At 66.2% G+C, this 16,861-nt stretch carries 17 protein-coding genes and 1 tRNA gene; 11 read left to right on the plus strand and 7 right to left on the minus strand.

The window, feature by feature from the left end; all coding sequences use genetic code 11:
* Window positions 1–24: 24 nt before the first annotated feature.
* The 4 genes from IFT65_RS04980 to IFT65_RS04995 all read right to left on the minus strand — a co-directional run bounded on the left by IFT65_RS04980 (window position 25) and on the right by IFT65_RS04995 (window position 3,154).
* The gene (locus IFT65_RS04980) at window positions 25–516 is read right to left on the minus strand and encodes a hypothetical protein (RefSeq protein ID WP_192080741.1); all 492 of its coding nucleotides are present in this window, start codon (window positions 514–516) and stop codon (window positions 25–27) included.
* Window positions 517–521: 5 nt separating this feature from the next.
* Complete coding sequence (locus IFT65_RS04985; protein WP_188324390.1) at window positions 522–1,919, minus strand: PhoH family protein; 1,398 nt, start codon at window positions 1,917–1,919, stop codon at window positions 522–524.
* Between the two features lie 82 nt (window positions 1,920–2,001).
* Entirely contained in the window at window positions 2,002–2,481 is a 480-nt protein-coding gene (locus IFT65_RS04990) for a peroxiredoxin (protein WP_188324389.1), read from the minus strand.
* Window positions 2,482–2,593: 112 nt separating this feature from the next.
* Window positions 2,594–3,154 carry a glycine cleavage system protein R gene (locus IFT65_RS04995; RefSeq protein ID WP_223202868.1) on the minus strand — a complete coding sequence of 187 codons (561 nt, stop codon included), beginning with the start codon at window positions 3,152–3,154 and terminating at the stop codon, window positions 2,594–2,596.
* A 165-nt stretch (window positions 3,155–3,319) separates the two neighbouring features.
* Between IFT65_RS04995 and dapA the strand changes: the two genes are divergently transcribed.
* Window positions 3,320–4,210 carry a 4-hydroxy-tetrahydrodipicolinate synthase gene (gene dapA / locus IFT65_RS05000; RefSeq protein WP_192080562.1) on the plus strand — a complete coding sequence of 297 codons (891 nt, stop codon included), beginning with the start codon at window positions 3,320–3,322 and terminating at the stop codon, window positions 4,208–4,210.
* Between the two features lie 28 nt (window positions 4,211–4,238).
* Window positions 4,239–4,787 (plus strand): hypothetical protein, encoded by a 549-nt coding sequence (locus tag IFT65_RS05005; RefSeq protein WP_192080564.1) that lies wholly within the window; start codon window positions 4,239–4,241, stop codon window positions 4,785–4,787.
* Between the two features lie 385 nt (window positions 4,788–5,172).
* Here IFT65_RS05005 and fdxA read toward each other — a convergent pair whose 3' ends face one another.
* Window positions 5,173–5,496 carry a ferredoxin FdxA gene (gene fdxA, locus IFT65_RS05010; RefSeq protein ID WP_188324386.1) on the minus strand — a complete coding sequence of 108 codons (324 nt, stop codon included), beginning with the start codon at window positions 5,494–5,496 and terminating at the stop codon, window positions 5,173–5,175.
* 394 nt (window positions 5,497–5,890) lie between these two features.
* On the opposite strand from fdxA, the gene xylB reads away from it, so the two are divergent.
* Genes xylB through IFT65_RS05025 form a run of 3 tightly spaced genes read left to right on the plus strand, consistent with a single transcriptional unit; the run spans window position 5,891 to window position 10,240 of the window.
* A complete protein-coding gene (xylB, locus tag IFT65_RS05015) occupies window positions 5,891–7,420 on the plus strand; it encodes a xylulokinase (protein WP_342365852.1) in 1,530 nt (509 codons plus the stop codon).
* 22 nt (window positions 7,421–7,442) lie between these two features.
* Window positions 7,443–8,783: a xylose isomerase gene (gene xylA / locus IFT65_RS05020; protein WP_192080568.1), complete on the plus strand. Its 1,341-nt coding sequence runs from the start codon at window positions 7,443–7,445 to the stop codon at window positions 8,781–8,783.
* A gap of 32 nt (window positions 8,784–8,815) precedes the next feature.
* Window positions 8,816–10,240, plus strand: a complete 1,425-nt coding sequence (locus IFT65_RS05025; protein ID WP_192080570.1) for a sugar porter family MFS transporter — start codon at window positions 8,816–8,818, stop codon at window positions 10,238–10,240.
* Window positions 10,241–10,439: 199 nt separating this feature from the next.
* On the opposite strand, the gene IFT65_RS05030 is transcribed toward IFT65_RS05025, so the two are convergent.
* Window positions 10,440–10,514, minus strand: a tRNA-Glu gene (locus IFT65_RS05030).
* A 53-nt stretch (window positions 10,515–10,567) separates the two neighbouring features.
* Here IFT65_RS05030 and pcnB point away from each other — a divergent pair.
* From pcnB to panC, 4 genes are read left to right on the plus strand one after another with little or no spacing between them, the layout of a single operon-like run.
* Window positions 10,568–11,947 (plus strand): polynucleotide adenylyltransferase PcnB, encoded by a 1,380-nt coding sequence (gene pcnB / locus IFT65_RS05035; protein WP_192080572.1) that lies wholly within the window; start codon window positions 10,568–10,570, stop codon window positions 11,945–11,947.
* A gap of 5 nt (window positions 11,948–11,952) precedes the next feature.
* Window positions 11,953–12,441 (plus strand): 2-amino-4-hydroxy-6-hydroxymethyldihydropteridine diphosphokinase, encoded by a 489-nt coding sequence (gene folK, locus IFT65_RS05040; RefSeq protein WP_192080574.1) that lies wholly within the window; start codon window positions 11,953–11,955, stop codon window positions 12,439–12,441.
* 31 nt (window positions 12,442–12,472) lie between these two features.
* Window positions 12,473–13,288, plus strand: coding sequence for a 3-methyl-2-oxobutanoate hydroxymethyltransferase (gene panB, locus IFT65_RS05045; RefSeq protein WP_192080576.1), 816 nt, complete (start codon window positions 12,473–12,475; stop codon window positions 13,286–13,288).
* The gene (gene panC, locus IFT65_RS05050; protein ID WP_192080578.1) at window positions 13,285–14,124 is read left to right on the plus strand and encodes a pantoate--beta-alanine ligase; all 840 of its coding nucleotides are present in this window, start codon (window positions 13,285–13,287) and stop codon (window positions 14,122–14,124) included. The genes panB and panC overlap by 4 nt, the downstream gene beginning before the upstream one ends.
* A 75-nt stretch (window positions 14,125–14,199) precedes the next feature.
* On the opposite strand, the gene IFT65_RS05055 is transcribed toward panC, so the two are convergent.
* Window positions 14,200–14,766, minus strand: coding sequence for a hypothetical protein (locus IFT65_RS05055; protein ID WP_192080580.1), 567 nt, complete (start codon window positions 14,764–14,766; stop codon window positions 14,200–14,202).
* A 170-nt stretch (window positions 14,767–14,936) separates the two neighbouring features.
* Here IFT65_RS05055 and panD point away from each other — a divergent pair, with 170 nt between their 5' ends.
* Together panD and pgi are read left to right on the plus strand one after the other, a co-directional pair.
* On the plus strand, window positions 14,937–15,317 hold the full coding sequence (gene panD / locus IFT65_RS05060) for an aspartate 1-decarboxylase (RefSeq protein ID WP_182337771.1): 381 nt from the start codon (window positions 14,937–14,939) through the stop codon (window positions 15,315–15,317).
* Entirely contained in the window at window positions 15,314–16,822 is a 1,509-nt protein-coding gene (gene pgi, locus IFT65_RS05065) for a glucose-6-phosphate isomerase (protein WP_192080582.1), read from the plus strand. Before panD ends, pgi begins: the two co-directional genes overlap by 4 nt.
* Window positions 16,823–16,861: the final 39 nt, after the last annotated feature.

The raw sequence follows: 16,861 nt of genomic DNA on the forward strand, positions 1-16,861 counted from the left end.
GTAGGCCGTGACGAGCACCGGCCGTCAGATGCCCGGTTTGCCGCCGCCATTGGGATGGAACTCGGAGAACGTGGCCGTCTTCGGATCGAACACCGCGCCCCAGAACATCGCGCCGCCATCGCAGGAGCGGATCGCTTCGCGTGCCGGATTGATCGTGCTGTTGTCCGGCAGGTGGAAGGCGTTGACGTAGATCAGCTCGTTGCCGCCGGCCTCGATGCCGACGTACTGGCGATCGAAATCCTGCGGCGCCGCGACACGGGGCTCCAGTTGCGCAAGTTGCGCTTCGAGCTGCTCCACCTGCTGGCGACTGGGGGCCCAGTAACCGGTGACCCGGCCCTCGTCGCGCCCCGGGCTGGGACGCGAGCACGTGTCGAGCACCTGCGCGGCAATGACCGGCCGGGTCACCACCCACGATTGCCCTGTCTTGATCGCCGTCGGCACGCTGGGCGGCCCTTTCACCGTGCTGCAGCCCGCCAGCACGGCAACCGCCACCAGCGGCAGCGTTTTCCACATCATGTTGCTCACAGCACCTCCGAAGCGTAGTCGGCCAAGCGCGAACGTTCGCCCCGGCGCAGGGTGATGTGCGCGCTGTGCGGCCAGTTCTTGAAACGGTCCACCGCGTAGGTCAGGCCCGAGGTGGTCTCGGTCAGGTACGGCGTATCGATCTGCTCCACGTTGCCCAGGCAGACGATCTTGGTGCCAGGGCCGGCGCGGGTGATCAGGGTCTTCATCTGCTTCGGCGTGAGGTTCTGCGCCTCGTCCAGGATCAGGTAACGCGACAGGAACGTACGGCCGCGCATGAAGTTCATCGAGCGGATCTTGATCCGGCTGGCCAGCAGGTCGTTGGTCGCCGCCCGCCCCCACGAACCGCCTTCGGAAGGCTGGGTCAGCACTTCCAGGTTGTCGGTCAGCGCGCCCATCCACGGCGTCATTTTTTCTTCTTCGGTACCGGGCAGGAAGCCGATGTCTTCGCCCACGCTGACCGTCGCACGGGTCATGATGATTTCGCGGTAACGCTGCTGGTCCAGCGTCTGCGCCAGGCCCGCAGCGAGCGCCAGCAGGGTCTTGCCGGTGCCGGCAGTACCCAGCAGGGTGACGAAGTCGATGTCCGGGTCCATCAGTGCATTGAGGGCGAAGTTCTGTTCGCGGTTGCGCGCGCTGATACCCCAAACGGCATGGCTGCCGTGGCGGAAATCATCGACCAGCGACAGCGTGATCCTGTCTCCGGCGACCTTGCTGACACGCAGCTCGACTTCGTCATCACCGGGCAGATGGACGTACTGGTTCGGGTACCAGTCTTCGGTCTCATGCGCTTCCACTTCGTAATGCGTGCGGCCCTTGTCGCTCCAGCTGCGCAGGTCGCTGCCGTGCAGCTTCCAGAAGTCCTCCGGCAGCTCGGTGGCGCCGGTGTAAAGCAGGCTGAAATCATCCAGCGCGCGGTCGTTTTCGTAGTCTTCGGACACGATGCCTGCGATCGCTGCCTTGATCCGCAGGTTGATGTCCTTGGACACGAACACGACCGGAACTTCCGGCGTCTCCTCGTTCAAGGCCAGGATCGCGCCCAGGATGGCGTTGTCCGGAATGACCTTGCCAAAGCTCTTGCCGGCATCGAAATGGCTGGTCTGGAAGCGCAGCTTGCCCGCACTGTGCTTGCCACGCAGCTGCAGGCCGTTGGGCAACTGCAGCGGAATGCCTTCAGCGAGGTTGTCCAGCCCCGACGCCTGCACCAGTTCATTGAGGAACCGGCTTACCTGGCGTGCGTTGCGGCTCGCTTCAGAGGTGCCCTTCTTACCATTGTCCAGTTCTTCGATCACCTGCATCGGCAGGTAGACATCGTGCTCCTCGAATTTGAACAGCGCGGTGGGATCGTGCATCAGCACGTTGGTATCCAGCACGTAGATGCGCTTGCCTCGGGTCATCATCGGTTCCTGGTGGACGGGCAGGGAAAAATCACCACAGCCTGCAGGGCAGGGTGGTGACGGACGAAGTAGGCGATGGGAGTCACTGTGCTTGGGCGGCCTTCAGCGCGTCGAGAACCGCATCGGCATGGCCGGCTACCTTCAGCTTGCGCCACGACTGCACGATGCGGCCTTCCGGCGAGATCAGGAACGTGCTGCGTTCGATGCCGCGCACCTGCTTGCCGTACATGTTCTTCAGCTTGATCACATCGAACGCAGCGCACAGCGCCTCATCCGTGTCGCTGATCAGTGGGAAACGAAACCCCTGCTTTGCGCAGAACGTGTCGTGTGACTTGACGGAATCCCGGGACACGCCGAGCACGCGGGCGCCGAGCTGTTCGAACTGCGGCAGCCGGGCGTTGAAATCGATCCCTTCGGTGGTGCAGCCGGGAGTGCTGTCCTTCGGGTAGAAGTAAAGCACCAGCCACGAGCCGGAAAAATCGGCGAGGGTGGCGTGATCGCCGCCGGACAGCGCCAGCGGCAGGGAGAGGGTGGTGCGGTCCAGGGTGTCGCCGTTGTCCATATGTTCCTTGTGCCGAACCGGGTTCTGGCCAATCCACTGCATGCCACTACACCTGCACGCTGCTACAGCTTCATGAAACATCGCGCGCCCGTGACGAACGCGCGAAAAACCGTCAGAACTTCATCGGGTCCATGATCGCATCCAGGTTCAGATGGTCGCAGAACTCCAGGAAGTCATCGCGCAGCGCGGCGATGTGCATGGCAGCGGGCACGCCGACGGTGACCTGCGCGCTGAACATTTCCGCGCCGGTCTGCATGGCCCGGTAACGGGTGCTCTGCAGGTTTTCGATGGTGATGCCCTGGCGGTCGAAGAAATCGGCCAGCTGGAACAGGATGCCGGGCTTGTCGGCGGCGATCACTTCCACGATGTAGGGCAACAGGTTGGACTGTGCGCCTTTCGCTTCGGTGCGGTACCAGACCAGCTTCAAGCCTTCTTCGCGCTCCAGCCGCGTCAGCATGGCTTCCAGCTTGGCGACCGAATCCCACGAGCCGGTGGCCAGCGCGGTGACCGATACATCGCGGCCCACGGTGGACAGGCGGGCGTCGACCAGGTTGCAGCCGCTATCTGCGATGCGGCGGGTGACAGGCAGCAGGGGGGACTCCGGATGCGTCGTATAGGCGTTGATCAGGAGGTGGTTTTCGCTCGGCGAAGGGCGCGGGGTGGTGTCGGTCAAGGCGATTCCGGGGTAATGCGTGCGTGAGTCTGAATGCCCGCAACGGGCGGGGATTCACCGGTGACCAGCATACTTGCCCGCGCTTTCGCGCCGCAAGTAACATGCAGGGCGCATCGGAGCTTTCCGGCCCCGCCGCGTCTCCCCTACAGCCAAGAGCAGCACGCCTTGTCCCTTTCCGGTCTCATCACCGCGCTGGCGACCCCGTTCCGGGCCGACGGTTCCCTCGATATCGATGGTTGGCAGCGTCTGCTGCGCCTGCAGCTGGAAGGAGGCGTGCACGGCGTTGTCGTGGCAGGTTCCACCGGCGAAGCCTCCACCCTGTCCGACGACGAGTACGACCAGCTGCTGGCCAGCGCGGTCGCGCAGGTCGCCGGTCGGCTGCCGGTATTGGCGGGTACCGGCCTGTCGGGCACCGCCAGGACGATCGCCCAGACCCGGCGCGCGGCGGCGGCCGGCGCTACCCACGCGCTGGTCGTCACCCCCCCCTACGTGCGTCCCACCCAGGCCGGCCTGATCGCACATTACCGCGCGGTGGCGGACCAGGGCGGGCTGCCGGTCGTCCTGTACAACGTGCCGGGCCGCACCGGCTGCGACATGCTGCCGGAGACCGTGGCCGAGCTGGCCCAGCACCCGAACATCGTCGGCATCAAGGAAGCGGTGGGCGAGGCCGGCCGCGTGCAGGCCCTGCTGGCGCTGCGTGCGCCGGGCTTCGTGGTGCTCAGTGGCGATGACGGGACCGCGTCGCGTTCCATCCAGGCCGGCATGGAGGGGTTGATCTCGGTGGGGTCCAACGCCTTGCCGGGCGCCTATCGCCGCCTGTGTGACCTCGCCGCCGCGCATGACCCCGCCGCCGACAGCTGGGACGCGCGCCTGCAGCCGTTCCATGATTTCTGTGGTGTTGAATCCAACCCGATCCCGGTGAAGGCGCTGCTGCGCCGGATCGGCATCGGACACGACCTGCGCCTGCCGCTGCTGCCCTTGTCGGCAGCGCACCAGCCCGCTGCCGAGCAACTGGCCGGTGATATCGCCGCGCTTGAAGCCCTTTCCAGCCACTGATCCCCACGTGGCGTCCCAGGAGATTCCCATGCGTCAATCCACTACTACCTTCCGCGTGCTGTCCATCGCGTTCCTTGCCCTCGGCACCGTCGTGGCGACCACCGGTTGCTTCAAGAAGGGCGCGAAGGGCGATTACGCCCTGGCCCCGGAAATGCGTCCGCTGGAAGTGCCGCCGGATCTGACAGCACCGGCCGGTGCGACCGCCGCGGGTGCGTCCGCTGGCACCAGTTCCGCGCTGGCCTCGCAGGCCAACCGCCCGGCGGCGCCTGCCGTTGCCGGTCAGGCGCCTGCCGCCCCGGCCAACAGCGCGTCCGGCTTCAACGTGAGCACCGCCAAGGATGCCGCGTTTGGCGCCGTCGGCACCGCGCTGGAGGGTACCGAGGGCGCGCAGATCGTCACCCGTGCCCAGCTGTTGGGTTCCTACGACGTCGCCTTCGAGGGCAGCAACTTCCTGGTGCGCGTGGTGGCCGTGAACGGCGGTTCGTATATTTCCGCTGTCGACCCGCGTGGCCTGCCGGCCACCGGCGACGCACCGGTGAAGCTGATCGCTGCACTCAAGGCGAAGCTGGCCCCGTAAGCCACGTCGGGCCCTGTCCACGCCGGGCACGCCGGGCGTGGATGGGCTGATGGCGGTCTGAAGGTGGCTGGGTGCGTTGGGTCGGTTTGGGTTTGGTTGGGCTGGGGTGGGGTGGTAGAGACGACTTCAGTCGGCTGCACTTCCCTTCAGCCGACTGAAGTCGGCTCTACCAGTCGGCCCCACACGTAGGCCCCATCGGTCGGCCCCGCACGTAGGCCCCGCCGGTCGGCCCCGCACGTAGGCCCCGCCGGTCGGCCCCACACGCAGGCCCCACCGGTCGGCCCCACCCATAGGCCCATCCATAGACCCCACCCGTCGGCTCCACCCGCCGGGTATTACGAAAAAGGGCGCCCTCGGCGCCCTTTTTTTTCGCATCGCGCCTGTCTCAGCGCTCCAGCAGCTTCAGCTTGTCCGGCTTGCCGTCCCACTCTTCTGCATCGGCCGGCGGATCCTTGCGCACGGTCAAGACCGGCCAGTCCTTTGCCAGTTCGGCATTCAGGCTGACGAACACTTCCTGGCCGGCGGGAACGTCGTCTTCGGGGAAAATCGCGTTGACCGGGCATTCCGGCTCACACAGGGTGCAGTCGATGCACTCGTCCGGATCGATCACCAGGAAGTTGGGGCCTTCGTGGAAGCAATCCACGGGACACACTTCCACGCAATCGGTGTGTTTGCACTTGATGCAGTTTTCGGTGACGACAAAAGGCATAGGGGGAGAGGCAGATCCGTCTTCAAGCCCGCAATTCTAGAACAGGTTGGGCGTGGGTGCTGGTCGAACGGATAAACCCCTTCGCGGCCACGGCACAGCGGCGCGTCGTGGTGGTCGGGCGGAGGGGCTTGGCAGGACACGCCGCAAGTACGTCCCTGTAGGCTGCATCGCCGCATCCATGCGGCTCAGCGTCCTGCCAACCCCCTCCGCCCGACCCTCTGGCAGAGTGCGGGCGCGGTGGGTGGCCGCGACGAAAAAAGAAAGAAAAGAGAAAAGCAGGGCAGGGCACTGCGCGGCCCGGCGCGGCCTGTGCTTTTGCCGCAGTGCACATTGCCAATCCGAAAACAGCGGGCAACACTCGATGTCTAGCGGTAGACATTTTCGGAGGTGGGGGGTGCGGGAGCAAGGCGGCGAGGCAGCAGGACCCATCTTTCTGGGTATCGATGCGGGGACGCAGAGCCTGAAGGTGCTGGCTTACGACTCTGCCCTGCGGCAGGTGGTGGCCCAGCAGGCACGTGAACTGGGACTGGTCAGTGCCGACGACGGCACCCGCGAGCAGGACGCAGGTGAGTGGATCCGTTGCCTGCAGGCCTGCGTGTTGGCGCTGCCCGCCGACATCCGGTCGCGGGTACGCGGTCTGGCCGTGTCGGGCCAGCAGCATGGCTTCGTGCCCGTGGCTGCCGATGACAGCGTGCTGGGTCCGGTGAAACTCTGGTGCGACACCAGCACCACCGCCGAATGTGACGACATCACGGGGGCGATGGGCGGTGAAGCGGGGTGTATTGCGGCCGCCGGCAATCCGCTGCGTGTGGGCTATACGGCCTCGAAGCTTCCCTGGACCCGGCAGCACCGTCCGGAGGTCTATGTGGCGCTGGATGGCATCCTGCTGCCACACGACTACCTCAACCTGTGGCTCACCGGCGAGCGGTTCATGGAGTGCGGCGATGCCTCGGGTACCGGCTGGCTGGACGTGCGCTCGCGCACCTGGTCTGCCCCGTTGCTGGCGGCCACGGATGGCACGCGGGACCTGCGCGCGCTGTTGCCGCCGCTGGTCGCGCCTGATGCCACGTTTGCCTTGCAGTCGGCCACCGCACAAGCGCTGGGCCTGCCCGCCGATGTGCGCGTGGCGGTCGGTGGTGGCGACAACATGATGGCGGCGATCGGTACCGGCGCGGTGCGCGAAGGCCGCCTGAGCATGAGCCTGGGGACATCCGGCACGTTGTTTGCCTGGCGCGGCAGCCCGACGATCGACCCGCAGGGACGCTGGGCCGCCTTCTGCGCGTCCGATGGCGGCTGGTTGCCGCTGATCTGCACCATGAACTGCACCGTGGCCACCAACCAGGTCGCGCAGTTGCTGGGGCTGCACCGTGGCGACGGCGAGCAGTTGATGGCGGCCAGCCAGCCCGGTGCCGGTGGCCTGGTGCTGCTGCCGTTCTTCAACGGTGAGCGCAGCCCGGACCTGCCGCTGGCCAAGGGCGCCCTGCATGGCATGGACCTGCACAACCTGACCGCGGCGAATCTCTACCGCGCTGCGATGGAGGGCGCCAGCTTCAGCCTGCGCCTGGGCTACGACGCGCTGTGCGAGGCCGGGCTGCAGGGCGAGCGGATCGTGCTCACCGGCGGCGGCGCCAACAGTGCCGAGTGGCGTCAGTTGATCGCCGATGTTTTCCAGTTGCCGGTGGAGGTGCCGCTGCAGACCGAGGGCGCGGCCTTCGGTGCGGCGCTGCAGGCGCTGTGGGCCTGCGACGGCGCAGGGCATGACGGCCACGCACTGCAGGACATCGTCGACGCGCACGTGGTCTTCGATCCCCGACTGTCCGCCCGGCCGGACCCCGCACGCGGTGCGCTGTATGCGCGTGCGTACCAGCGTTTTGCCCACCATCTGCAGGAACTGTTGCCGCTGTACCGGCAGCGCCTGCCCTGATTCCCCCAAAAGGATGTCGACCATGAGTGCTTCGTTCCACGTTGGCCAACGCGAGTTCTTCCCGGGTATCGGCCGGATTCCCTTCGAGGGACGTGATTCCGACAATCCGCTGGCCTTCAAGGTGTATGACGCAGGCAAGCAGATCGGTGGCCGCAGCATGGCCGAACACCTGCGCTTCGCCGTTGCGTATTGGCACAGCTTCTGCGGGGCAGGGCACGACCCCTTCGGCCCGGGTACGCGGGCGTATCCGTGGGACCAGGGGGCCACGCCGCTGGCGCGTGCCGAATCCAAGGCGGACGCGGCCTTCGAGTTTTTCACCAAGCTGGGCGTGCCGTACTACTGCTTCCACGACGTCGATCTTGCGCCGGATGCCGATGACATCGGCGAGTACCGGGACAATCTGGCGCACATGGTCGAGGTGGCACGCGAGCGGCAGGACAAGACCGGCATCAAGCTGCTGTGGGGCACGGCCAACCTGTTCTCGCATCCGCGCTACATGAACGGTGCGGCGACCAACCCGGACTTCAGTGTGGTGGCGCGCGGCGCGGTGCAGGTGCGTGCGGCGCTGGATGCCACGGTCGCGCTGGGTGGCAGCAATTACGTGTTCTGGGGCGGCCGCGAGGGCTATTCGTGCCTGCTCAACACCGACATGAAGCGCGAACAGGCGCATCTTGCGCGGTTTTTGACAGCGGCCCGCGATTACGGGCGCAGTATCGGCTTCACGGGCACCTTCCTGATCGAACCCAAGCCGATGGAGCCGATGCACCACCAGTACGATTTCGACAGCGCCACCGTCGTCGGCTTCCTGCGCGCGCACGGCCTGGACAAGGACTTCAAGCTCAACATCGAAGCCAACCATGCCACCTTGTCCGGGCACACCTTCGCGCACGATCTGCAGGTGGCCTCTGACGCGGGACTGCTGGGCAGCATCGACGCCAACCGCGGCAACCCGCAGAACGGCTGGGACACCGATCAGTTCCCCACCGACATGTATGACGCGGTGGGGGCGATGCTGGTGGTACTGCGGCAGGGCGGATTTGCCGATGGCGGCCTGAACTTCGATGCAAAGGTACGTCGCGAATCAACAGATCCGCAGGACCTGTTCATGGCCCACATCGGCGGCATGGACGCGTTTGCCCGCGGCCTGGAGGTCGCCCATGCACTGCTCACGGCATCGCCGCTGGAGCAGTGGCGCAGCGAGCGCTATGCCAGCTTCGACCAGGGCCCCGGTGCCGCGTTTGCCCAGGGGCAGCTGACCCTGCAGGACCTGTGTGCCCATGCACAGCAGGCCGGCGAGCCGCGCCAGCGTAGCGGACGGCAGGAAGCGTATGAGAATCTGCTCAACCAGTACCTGCTGCGCTGAGCAGCGGGCGTCCACCGCAACCGGATAAACCCATGTCCACAGCGATACCTGCATCCGTCGGCACGCGCGGAGAGAACACGGCTTTCATCGTGCTGATCAGCTGCGTGGCCACCATTGGCGGCTTCCTGTTCGGCTTCGACAGTGGCGTCATCAACGGCACCGTCGATGGCCTGCGCACCGCGTTCAATTCCAGCGAAGCGGCGCTGGGCTTCGAGGTGGCCTCGATGCTGCTGGGCTGCGCCATCGGTGCATTCCTGGCCGGGCGGCTGGGGGACCGGCTGGGCCGGCGCGGGGTGTTGATCATCTCTGCGGTGCTGTTCCTGCTGTCCGCGCTGGGAGCTGGCGCCGCGCATGCGTCGTGGCTGTTCGTCACGGCGCGCGTGGTGGGGGGCTTTGCCGTCGGTGCCGCCAGCGTGATGGCCCCGGCCTACATCGCCGAGGTCGCCTCGGCGCGCTATCGCGGCAAGCTGGCAACGGTGCAGCAGATCGCGATCATCAGCGGGCTGTTCGCTGCGTTCCTCAGCAACTATCTGCTGGCCCGCGCGGCGGGCGCCTCCACCGAAGCCTTGTGGCTGGGGCAGGAGGCGTGGCGGTGGATGTTCTGGATGCAGGCCATTCCGTCGTTGCTGTTCCTCGCGCTGCTGCTGGTGATTCCCGAAAGTCCGCGCTTCCTGGTGGTGAAGGGACGGCGCGAGCAGGCGGCTGCCGTGTTGACGCGGCTGTACGGAGCAGCCGAGGCGCAGGCCAAGCTGGGCGAGATCGAAGCCAGCCTGTCGCAGGACCAGCACACACCGTCCTTTGCGGATCTGAAGGACCAGGGCACCGGCAAGCTGCGCCGTATCGTGTGGGTGGGTATCGGCCTGGCCGTATTGCAGCAACTGGTCGGTATCAACGTGGTGTTCTACTACGGCGCCGTGCTGTGGCAGGCGGTCGGCTTCTCGGAAAGCGATGCATTGCTGATCAACGTGCTGTCCGGCGCCCTGAGCATCGGGGCGTGCCTGGTCACCGTGCTGCTGATCGACCGCATCGGTCGCAAGCCACTGCTGTGGATTGGCTCGGTGGGCATGGCGGTGTCCTTGGCGCTGATGGTGGTGGCGTTCTCCAGCGGCAGTCTGGTCGATGGCAAGCTGCAGTTGTCCGATGGCATGGGCCGTCTGGCGCTGGTGGCCGCCAATGTCTACGTGGTGTTCTTCAACATGTCCTGGGGCCCGGTGATGTGGGTGATGCTGGGGGAGATGTTCCCCAACCAGATCCGGGGCTCGGCGCTGGCGGTGGCGGGCGCGGCACAGTGGACGTCGAACTTTGCGATCACTGTGAGCTTCCCGGTGCTGTTGACCGGGATCGGGCTGGCCGGCGCGTACGGCATCTACACGGTCGCCGCCTTCCTCTCCATCTTCTTCGTGCTGCGCTACGTGCGCGAAACGAAGGGCAAGGAGCTGGAGCAGATGGAGGGCTGAGGTGCGGTCGGCCGAGGGTCGACCGTTTCCTGCGGCGGCGGGATGTAGTGCGTGGTGCAGCCGGCTGAAGCCGGCTCTACCAGGCGCAACAGCAGCCGGCTGAAGCCGGCTCTACCGCCGGCTCTAGCAGGTGCAATAGCAGGGACTGGACGCAGAAAAGCCCGCTTTTGGCGGGCTTTTTGCTTCCTGCTGCAGTGACTGGTGCTCCCTAGGGGACTCGAACCCCTGTTTTAGCCTTGAGAGGGCCACGTCCTAACCATTAGACGAAGGGAGCGTTTGAAGTGTCACTGCCGGGGCAGGCGCGCTAGTATATGCATCTCGATGCCATTGGGCAATCCCGAAACTTCAACCGGAAGCGCCAACATCATTTCCTCCGTGACAACTCCGATAAGCCTGCGCGTCATCCCGCGCGACCAGCACACCATCTCCCGCAAGGACATCAGCCCGAACGCACTGCGCGTGCTGTACCGCCTGCGTGATGCCGGCTTCGGCGCCTACCTGGTAGGCGGTGCCGTGCGTGACCTGCTGGTCAATGGCCATCCCAAAGATTTCGACGTGGCCACCGACGCCACGCCCGAGCAGGTCAAGCAGCAGTTCCGCAACTGCCGCCTGATCGGCCGCCGTTTCCGCCTGGCCCATGTAGTGTTCGGCCGCGAGATCATCGAAGTGGCCACCTTCCGCGCCAATCTTGATGATGGCAGCGGTGACCGCGAGATGGACAACGGCATGCTGGTGCGCGACAACGTGTACGGCTCCATCGAAGAGGATGCGATCCGCCGCGATTTCACCTGCAATGCGTTGTATTACGCGGTCGAGGATTTCTCGGTGCGCGACTACACCGGCGGCTTTGAAGACGTGCAGGCGCGCCTGATGAAGCTGATCGGCGACCCGGAGCAGCGCTATCGCGAAGATCCGGTGCGCATGCTGCGCGCGATTCGTCTGGCGGCCAAGCTCGGTTTCCAGATTGAAGAAAAGACCGCCGCGCCGATTCCGCAGCTGGCGAACCTGCTGAACGAAGCCGCGCCGGCACGCCTGTTCGAGGAAGTGCTGAAGCTGTTCCTGTCCGGCCACGGCGTGGCCAGCTTCGAGGGACTCGAGCGCTACGGCTTGTTCGACGTGCTGTTCCCGGAAAGCGGCAAGGCGCTGCGCTCCAACCGCAGTGGCGCGCTGCGCCGCATGTTGATCGAAGGTCTTGCCAACACCGACCTGCGCGTGGCCAATTATGAGCCGGTGTCGCCGTCGTTCCTGTTCGCGCTGCTGCTGTGGCCGGCGTTCTGCCGTGCGCAGGCCAGCCTGCTCAAGCAGGGCGTGGCTGAAGAAGAGGCGCAGCGCCGTGCGGCTGATCGGGTGACCCTGCACCAGCTGACCACCGTGGCGCTGCCGCGCCGGTTCTCCCTGCCGATGCAGGAGATCTGGTTGCTGCAGGCACGCTTCGGATCGCGCCAGCGCAAGCGGGTGTTCCGCACCCTGACCCACCCGCGCTTCCGCGCCGCCTTCGATTTCCTGATCCTGCGCCAGGTGGCGTCCAGCGAGCACGCTGCCGACGTGGCGTTCTGGCGCGAGGCACAGCAGCAATCCGGCCGCGAGCTGGAGACTACGCTGGACGATATCCACGAGCAGGATGACGCCAGCGAAGAGGACGCGCCGCGCAAGCGTCGTCGTCGCCGTCGTCGTCCGGAAGGTGCCGCCTCCGCGCCGGCGGAATGAGTCGCATGGTCGAGGCCTGGATCGGGCTCGGGGCCAACCTCGGCGACGCCGAGGGAAGCGTGCGCGGTGCATTGCGCGCGCTCGATGGCCTGGCGGACACAACGCTCCTGCGGGCATCCTCGCTGTACGCCACCCCTGCGTGGGGCAACAAGGATCAACCGCCCTTCGTCAACGCGGTGGCCTGCGTGCAGACCAGGCTGCCGCCGCTGGCCCTGCTGCACGCCTTGCTGGCGCTGGAGCAGCGGTTCGGCCGGGTGCGCGATCCGTCCCTGCACTGGGGGCCGCGCATGCTGGACCTGGATATCCTGCTGTATGCCGACCAGGTGATCGATCTGGCCGAGCTGACGGTGCCGCATCCCTTCCTGCACCAGCGTGCGTTCGTCCTGGTGCCACTGGCGGAAGTGGCCCCCGGGCTTGTGCTTCCCGGTCATGGTCGCGTGCAGGATGCAGTGATGCAGGTGGACCCCTGCGGGATTTCCCGGTTAGAGGGATAATGGGCGCGTTATCACCCCCGGTTATTTCCTGATGAGCACGCACGCAGACAGCAAGCCCTGGACCGTCCCGGCGCTGGCGGAGGCCAAGCGCAACGGCCAGAAGCTGGTCATGTTGACCGCCTATGACGCAGGGTTCGCCCGCGCCTTCGATGCCAACGGGGTCGACATCGTCCTGATTGGCGATTCACTGGGCATGGTGGTGCAGGGCCATGATTCCACGCTGCCGGTGACCGTTGCCGACATGGTCTACCACACCCGTGTGGTGGCCCGCGTACTGGAACGCGCGCTGCTGGTGGCTGATCTGCCCTTTGGTGCGGACGCTACGCCCGAGCGCGCGTTCGACGCATCGCTGCAGCTGCTGCAGGCCGGCGCGGAAATGGTCAAGATCGAAGGCGCCGGCTTCAAGCTGGACATCATCCGCCATCTGGTGGAGCGCGAGATTCCGGTCTGTTCGCACCTTGGGCTGACCCCGCAGTCAGTACTGCGGCTGGGTGGCTATCGCGTGCAGGGTCGTGGTGATGCCGCGCGGCAGCTGGTGGAAGATGCCAAGGCCGTGGTCGAGGCAGGGGCCAGCATGATCGTGCTGGAATGCCTGCCCACCCCCGTTGCCGCCGCAGTAACCGCCGCGGTGTCCGTGCCCACCATCGGCATCGGCGCCGGCCCGCAGTGCGATGGCCAGGTGCTGGTGATGCATGACCTTCTCGGCCTGGACAGTGGCCACCGCCGGCCCAAGTTCGTCAAGGATTTCCTTGCCGAAGGCGGTTCGGTTGCCGGTGCTGTCCGTGCCTACGCCGACGCCGTGCGCGACGGCACTTTCCCCGACGCTGAGCACGCCTACGCATCATGATCGAGACCGTCACCGAACTTGCCCAGCTGCGCGCCATCGTCAGCGGCTGGAAGCGCGAGGGGCTGCGCGTTGCGCTGGTGCCCACCATGGGCAACCTGCATGCGGGCCATTATTCGCTGGTCGCGCTGGCGCGGCAGTACGCCGACCGCGTGGTGTCCAGCGTGTTCGTCAACCCGACGCAGTTCGGCCCGAACGAGGATTTCACCCGCTACCCGCGCACCCCCGAGGCCGACACCAGTGGCCTGGAAGACGCTGGCTGCGACGTGCTGTGGTTGCCGACCGTCGAATCGATGTACCCGTTCGGCGTCGAGCTGGCGGCCAATGTCAGCGTACCCGGCATCAGTGGCCTGCTTGAAGGGGCGCACCGCCCTGGCCATTTCGATGGCGTGTGCACGGTCGTATCGCGCCTGTTCAATCAGGTGCAGCCCGACGTGGCCGCGTTCGGCAAGAAGGACTACCAGCAGTTGGCGGTGATCCGGCAGATGGTGGCCGACCTGGCGTTCCCCATCCAGATCGTCGGCGGCGACATCGTGCGCGAAGACGATGGCCTGGCCATGAGTTCGCGCAACCAGTACCTCGATGCGACGCAACGCCCGGCCGCGACCACCATCCACCGGGTGTTGACGGGGATGCGCGAGGGCTACATCAGCGGGCATGCGCGCGAGCGCATCGAGGCCGATGCAGCAGACGCGCTGCAGGCGGCAGGCTTCCAGGTGGACTACGCCGCACTGCGCACGCCGGACCTGATCGAACCGCCGCATGAGGGCGGCCCGCGCGTGGCCCTGATCGCTGCCCGGCTGGGCAGCACGCGCCTGATCGACAACCTGGAGTTCTGAGGCTGGGGCATGGCGGAACGGGGCGTAACCGGGTCAGAGTCCGTTTCGCGAAGCGAAATGGACTCTGACCCTTTTTTACACCTGCTCCAGCGCCCGCCTGACCAGCCCTTCGCGGTACCAGGTTCTATCGGGGTAGACCGGCTGCCCGCGTGCCATCCGCTGTTCATGGATCTGCACCGCGATCTCCATCGCCCTGTCTGATTCGGTATCCAGAAGCGTGGGCGTGCGGGATGACGCAGGGCTCACTGCGTTGGCCGGGGCGGAAGGTCGGTAGCGGAAGCCGCTGGCCACCGAGATCTCCTTGTCGGTCTGTTCGGCCTCGGCCCACGCGGCCCGCGTCAGCCTGGCTTCCAGGTTTGCGATTCTGCGCAGCATCGGATGCGCGGCATAGATGCCGGTGGCGGGAAACTGCACCGCGTCCTTCGCCTTGCACGCTAGCGGCGCTGTTTCCGCCGGGCGGGCAGCTGACCTCTCAACGCGGCGCTGTGGCGCCTCCACAGGTGGTCGATGCAGGTTGCGCATAGCGACCGAACGCAGCTTGCGTCGGCGGGGTTGTGCCGACACATCGCCGATCCGGGTAGGACCGGAGAAGCGGCTGACAAGCTGGTCGAAATCCTTGGCACGGCTGAGGGTGGCGAACATGGGTACTCCCGGTTGAAGCGGACAGTTCAGCGGATGCAAGCAAGCCGCGCTTGCGGGAATCGTGCGTGGCCGTCAGTACCTGAACCGCCGCCTGACTGGCGTGCGCTGCCCCTGTCGCCAATCCCCCAGATGGTAGAATCCAGACTTTCCTTTCCCGCGTTGCCTGTGCCATGCATCTGTCCCTGCTGAAGACCAAGATCCACCGCGCCACCGTCACCCATTCGGAGCTGAACTACGAAGGGTCGATCGCGATCGACGACAACCTGTTGGCTGCCACCGGCATCCGCGAGTTCGAACAGGTGCATATCTGGGACGTCACCAACGGCGCCCGTTTCAGCACCTACGCCATCCGTGCCGAGGCCGGTAGCGGCGTGGTGTCGCTCAACGGCGGCGCGGCGCGCCACGTGCAGGTCGGCGACATCATCATCATCGCCGCGTTCGCCAGCATGACCGAGCAGGAAGCAGACAGCTTCCGGCCGAAGCTGGTATATGTGGATGGCAACAACCAGATCTCCCACACCAACGACAGCATCCCGACCCAGGCCGCATGACCACACACAACGGACTCGACGCGCTTCACTCCCATGCCCAGCGCCTGCGTGGCGCGCGCATCCCGGATCTGCTCACCGCCGAACCCGGCCGTGTCACCGATCTGGCGCTGCGGGTCGGTCCGTTGTATGTCAACTTCGCGCGGCAGAAGTACGATGCCGCTGCGTTGCAGGCGTTGCTGGCGCTGGCCGCCGAACGCGACGTGGGCGGTGCGATCACACGCCTGTTCCGTGGCGAGCAGGTCAACCTGACCGAAGGCCGCGCCGCGCTGCATACCGCGCTGCGTGGCGATGTGGTGGATGCGCCGGTCGCCGCCGACGCGTTCGCTACGGCACGCCAGGTCCGGCAGCAGATGGGCGAGCTGGTGCGCGCGCTGGAAACCAGTGGCGTCACCGACGTCGTCAGCGTCGGCATCGGCGGTTCGGACCTCGGTCCGCGGCTGGTGGCCGATGCCCTGCGCCCGGTTGATGGCAGCCGGCTGCGCGTGCATTTCGTGTCCAACGTGGATGGCGCGGCCATGCAGCGCACGCTGGCTACGCTGGATCCGACGCGCACCGCCGGCATCCTGATCTCCAAGACCTTCGGCACCCAGGAGACCCTGCTCAACGGGCAGATCCTGCACGACTGGCTGGGCGGCAGCGAACGTCTGTATGCGGTCAGCGCCAATCCCGAACGTGCAGCGAAGGCGTTCGACATCGCATCCAGCCGCGTGCTGCCGATGTGGGACTGGGTGGGTGGCCGGTATTCGCTGTGGTCGGCCGTTGGTTTCCCCATCGCGCTGGCCATTGGCTTTGAACGTTTCGAGCAGTTGCTGGACGGCGCCTCGCAGATGGACGCGCACGCACTGGACGCGCCGCTCGAGCGCAACCTGCCGGTGTTGCACGCGCTGACCGATATCTGGAACCGCAACCTGCTGGGCTATGCCACGCATGCGGTGATGACCTACGACCAGCGCCTGGCATTGCTGCCGGCTTACCTGCAGCAGCTGGTGATGGAAAGCCTGGGCAAGCGCGTGCAGCGCGATGGGCAGCCGGTGGCCAGCGATACGGTGCCGGTATGGTGGGGCGGAGCGGGCACCGATGTGCAGCACAGCTTCTTCCAGGCGCTGCACCAGGGCACCAGTGTGATTCCGGCCGATTTCATCGGCTGCGTGCGCAGCGATGATCCGTACACGGTCAACCATCAGGCGCTGCTCGCCAACCTGCTGGCGCAGACCGAGGCCCTGGCCAATGGCCAGTCCAGCGATGACCCGCATCGGGATTACCCGGGCGGTCGTCCGAGCACCATGATCCTGTTGGATGCGCTGACGCCGCAGGCGCTGGGCGCACTGATCGCGATGTACGAACACGCGGTGTATGTGCAGTCGGTGATCTGGAACATCAACGCGTTCGACCAGTTCGGCGTGGAGCTGGGCAAGCAGTTGGCAGGCCAGTTGCTGCCAGCGCTGCAGGGCGAGGCAGTGGAGATCACCGATCCCATGACGCGCGAGATCCTGCGGTTGTTGTAAGTCAGGTTCATGGCCCCGTGGGGTGTCGCGCGGGGCCGG

The sequence above is a fragment of the Stenotrophomonas sp. CFBP 13725 genome, from assembly GCF_014841935.1.
Taxonomy (GTDB): domain Bacteria; phylum Pseudomonadota; class Gammaproteobacteria; order Xanthomonadales; family Xanthomonadaceae; genus Stenotrophomonas.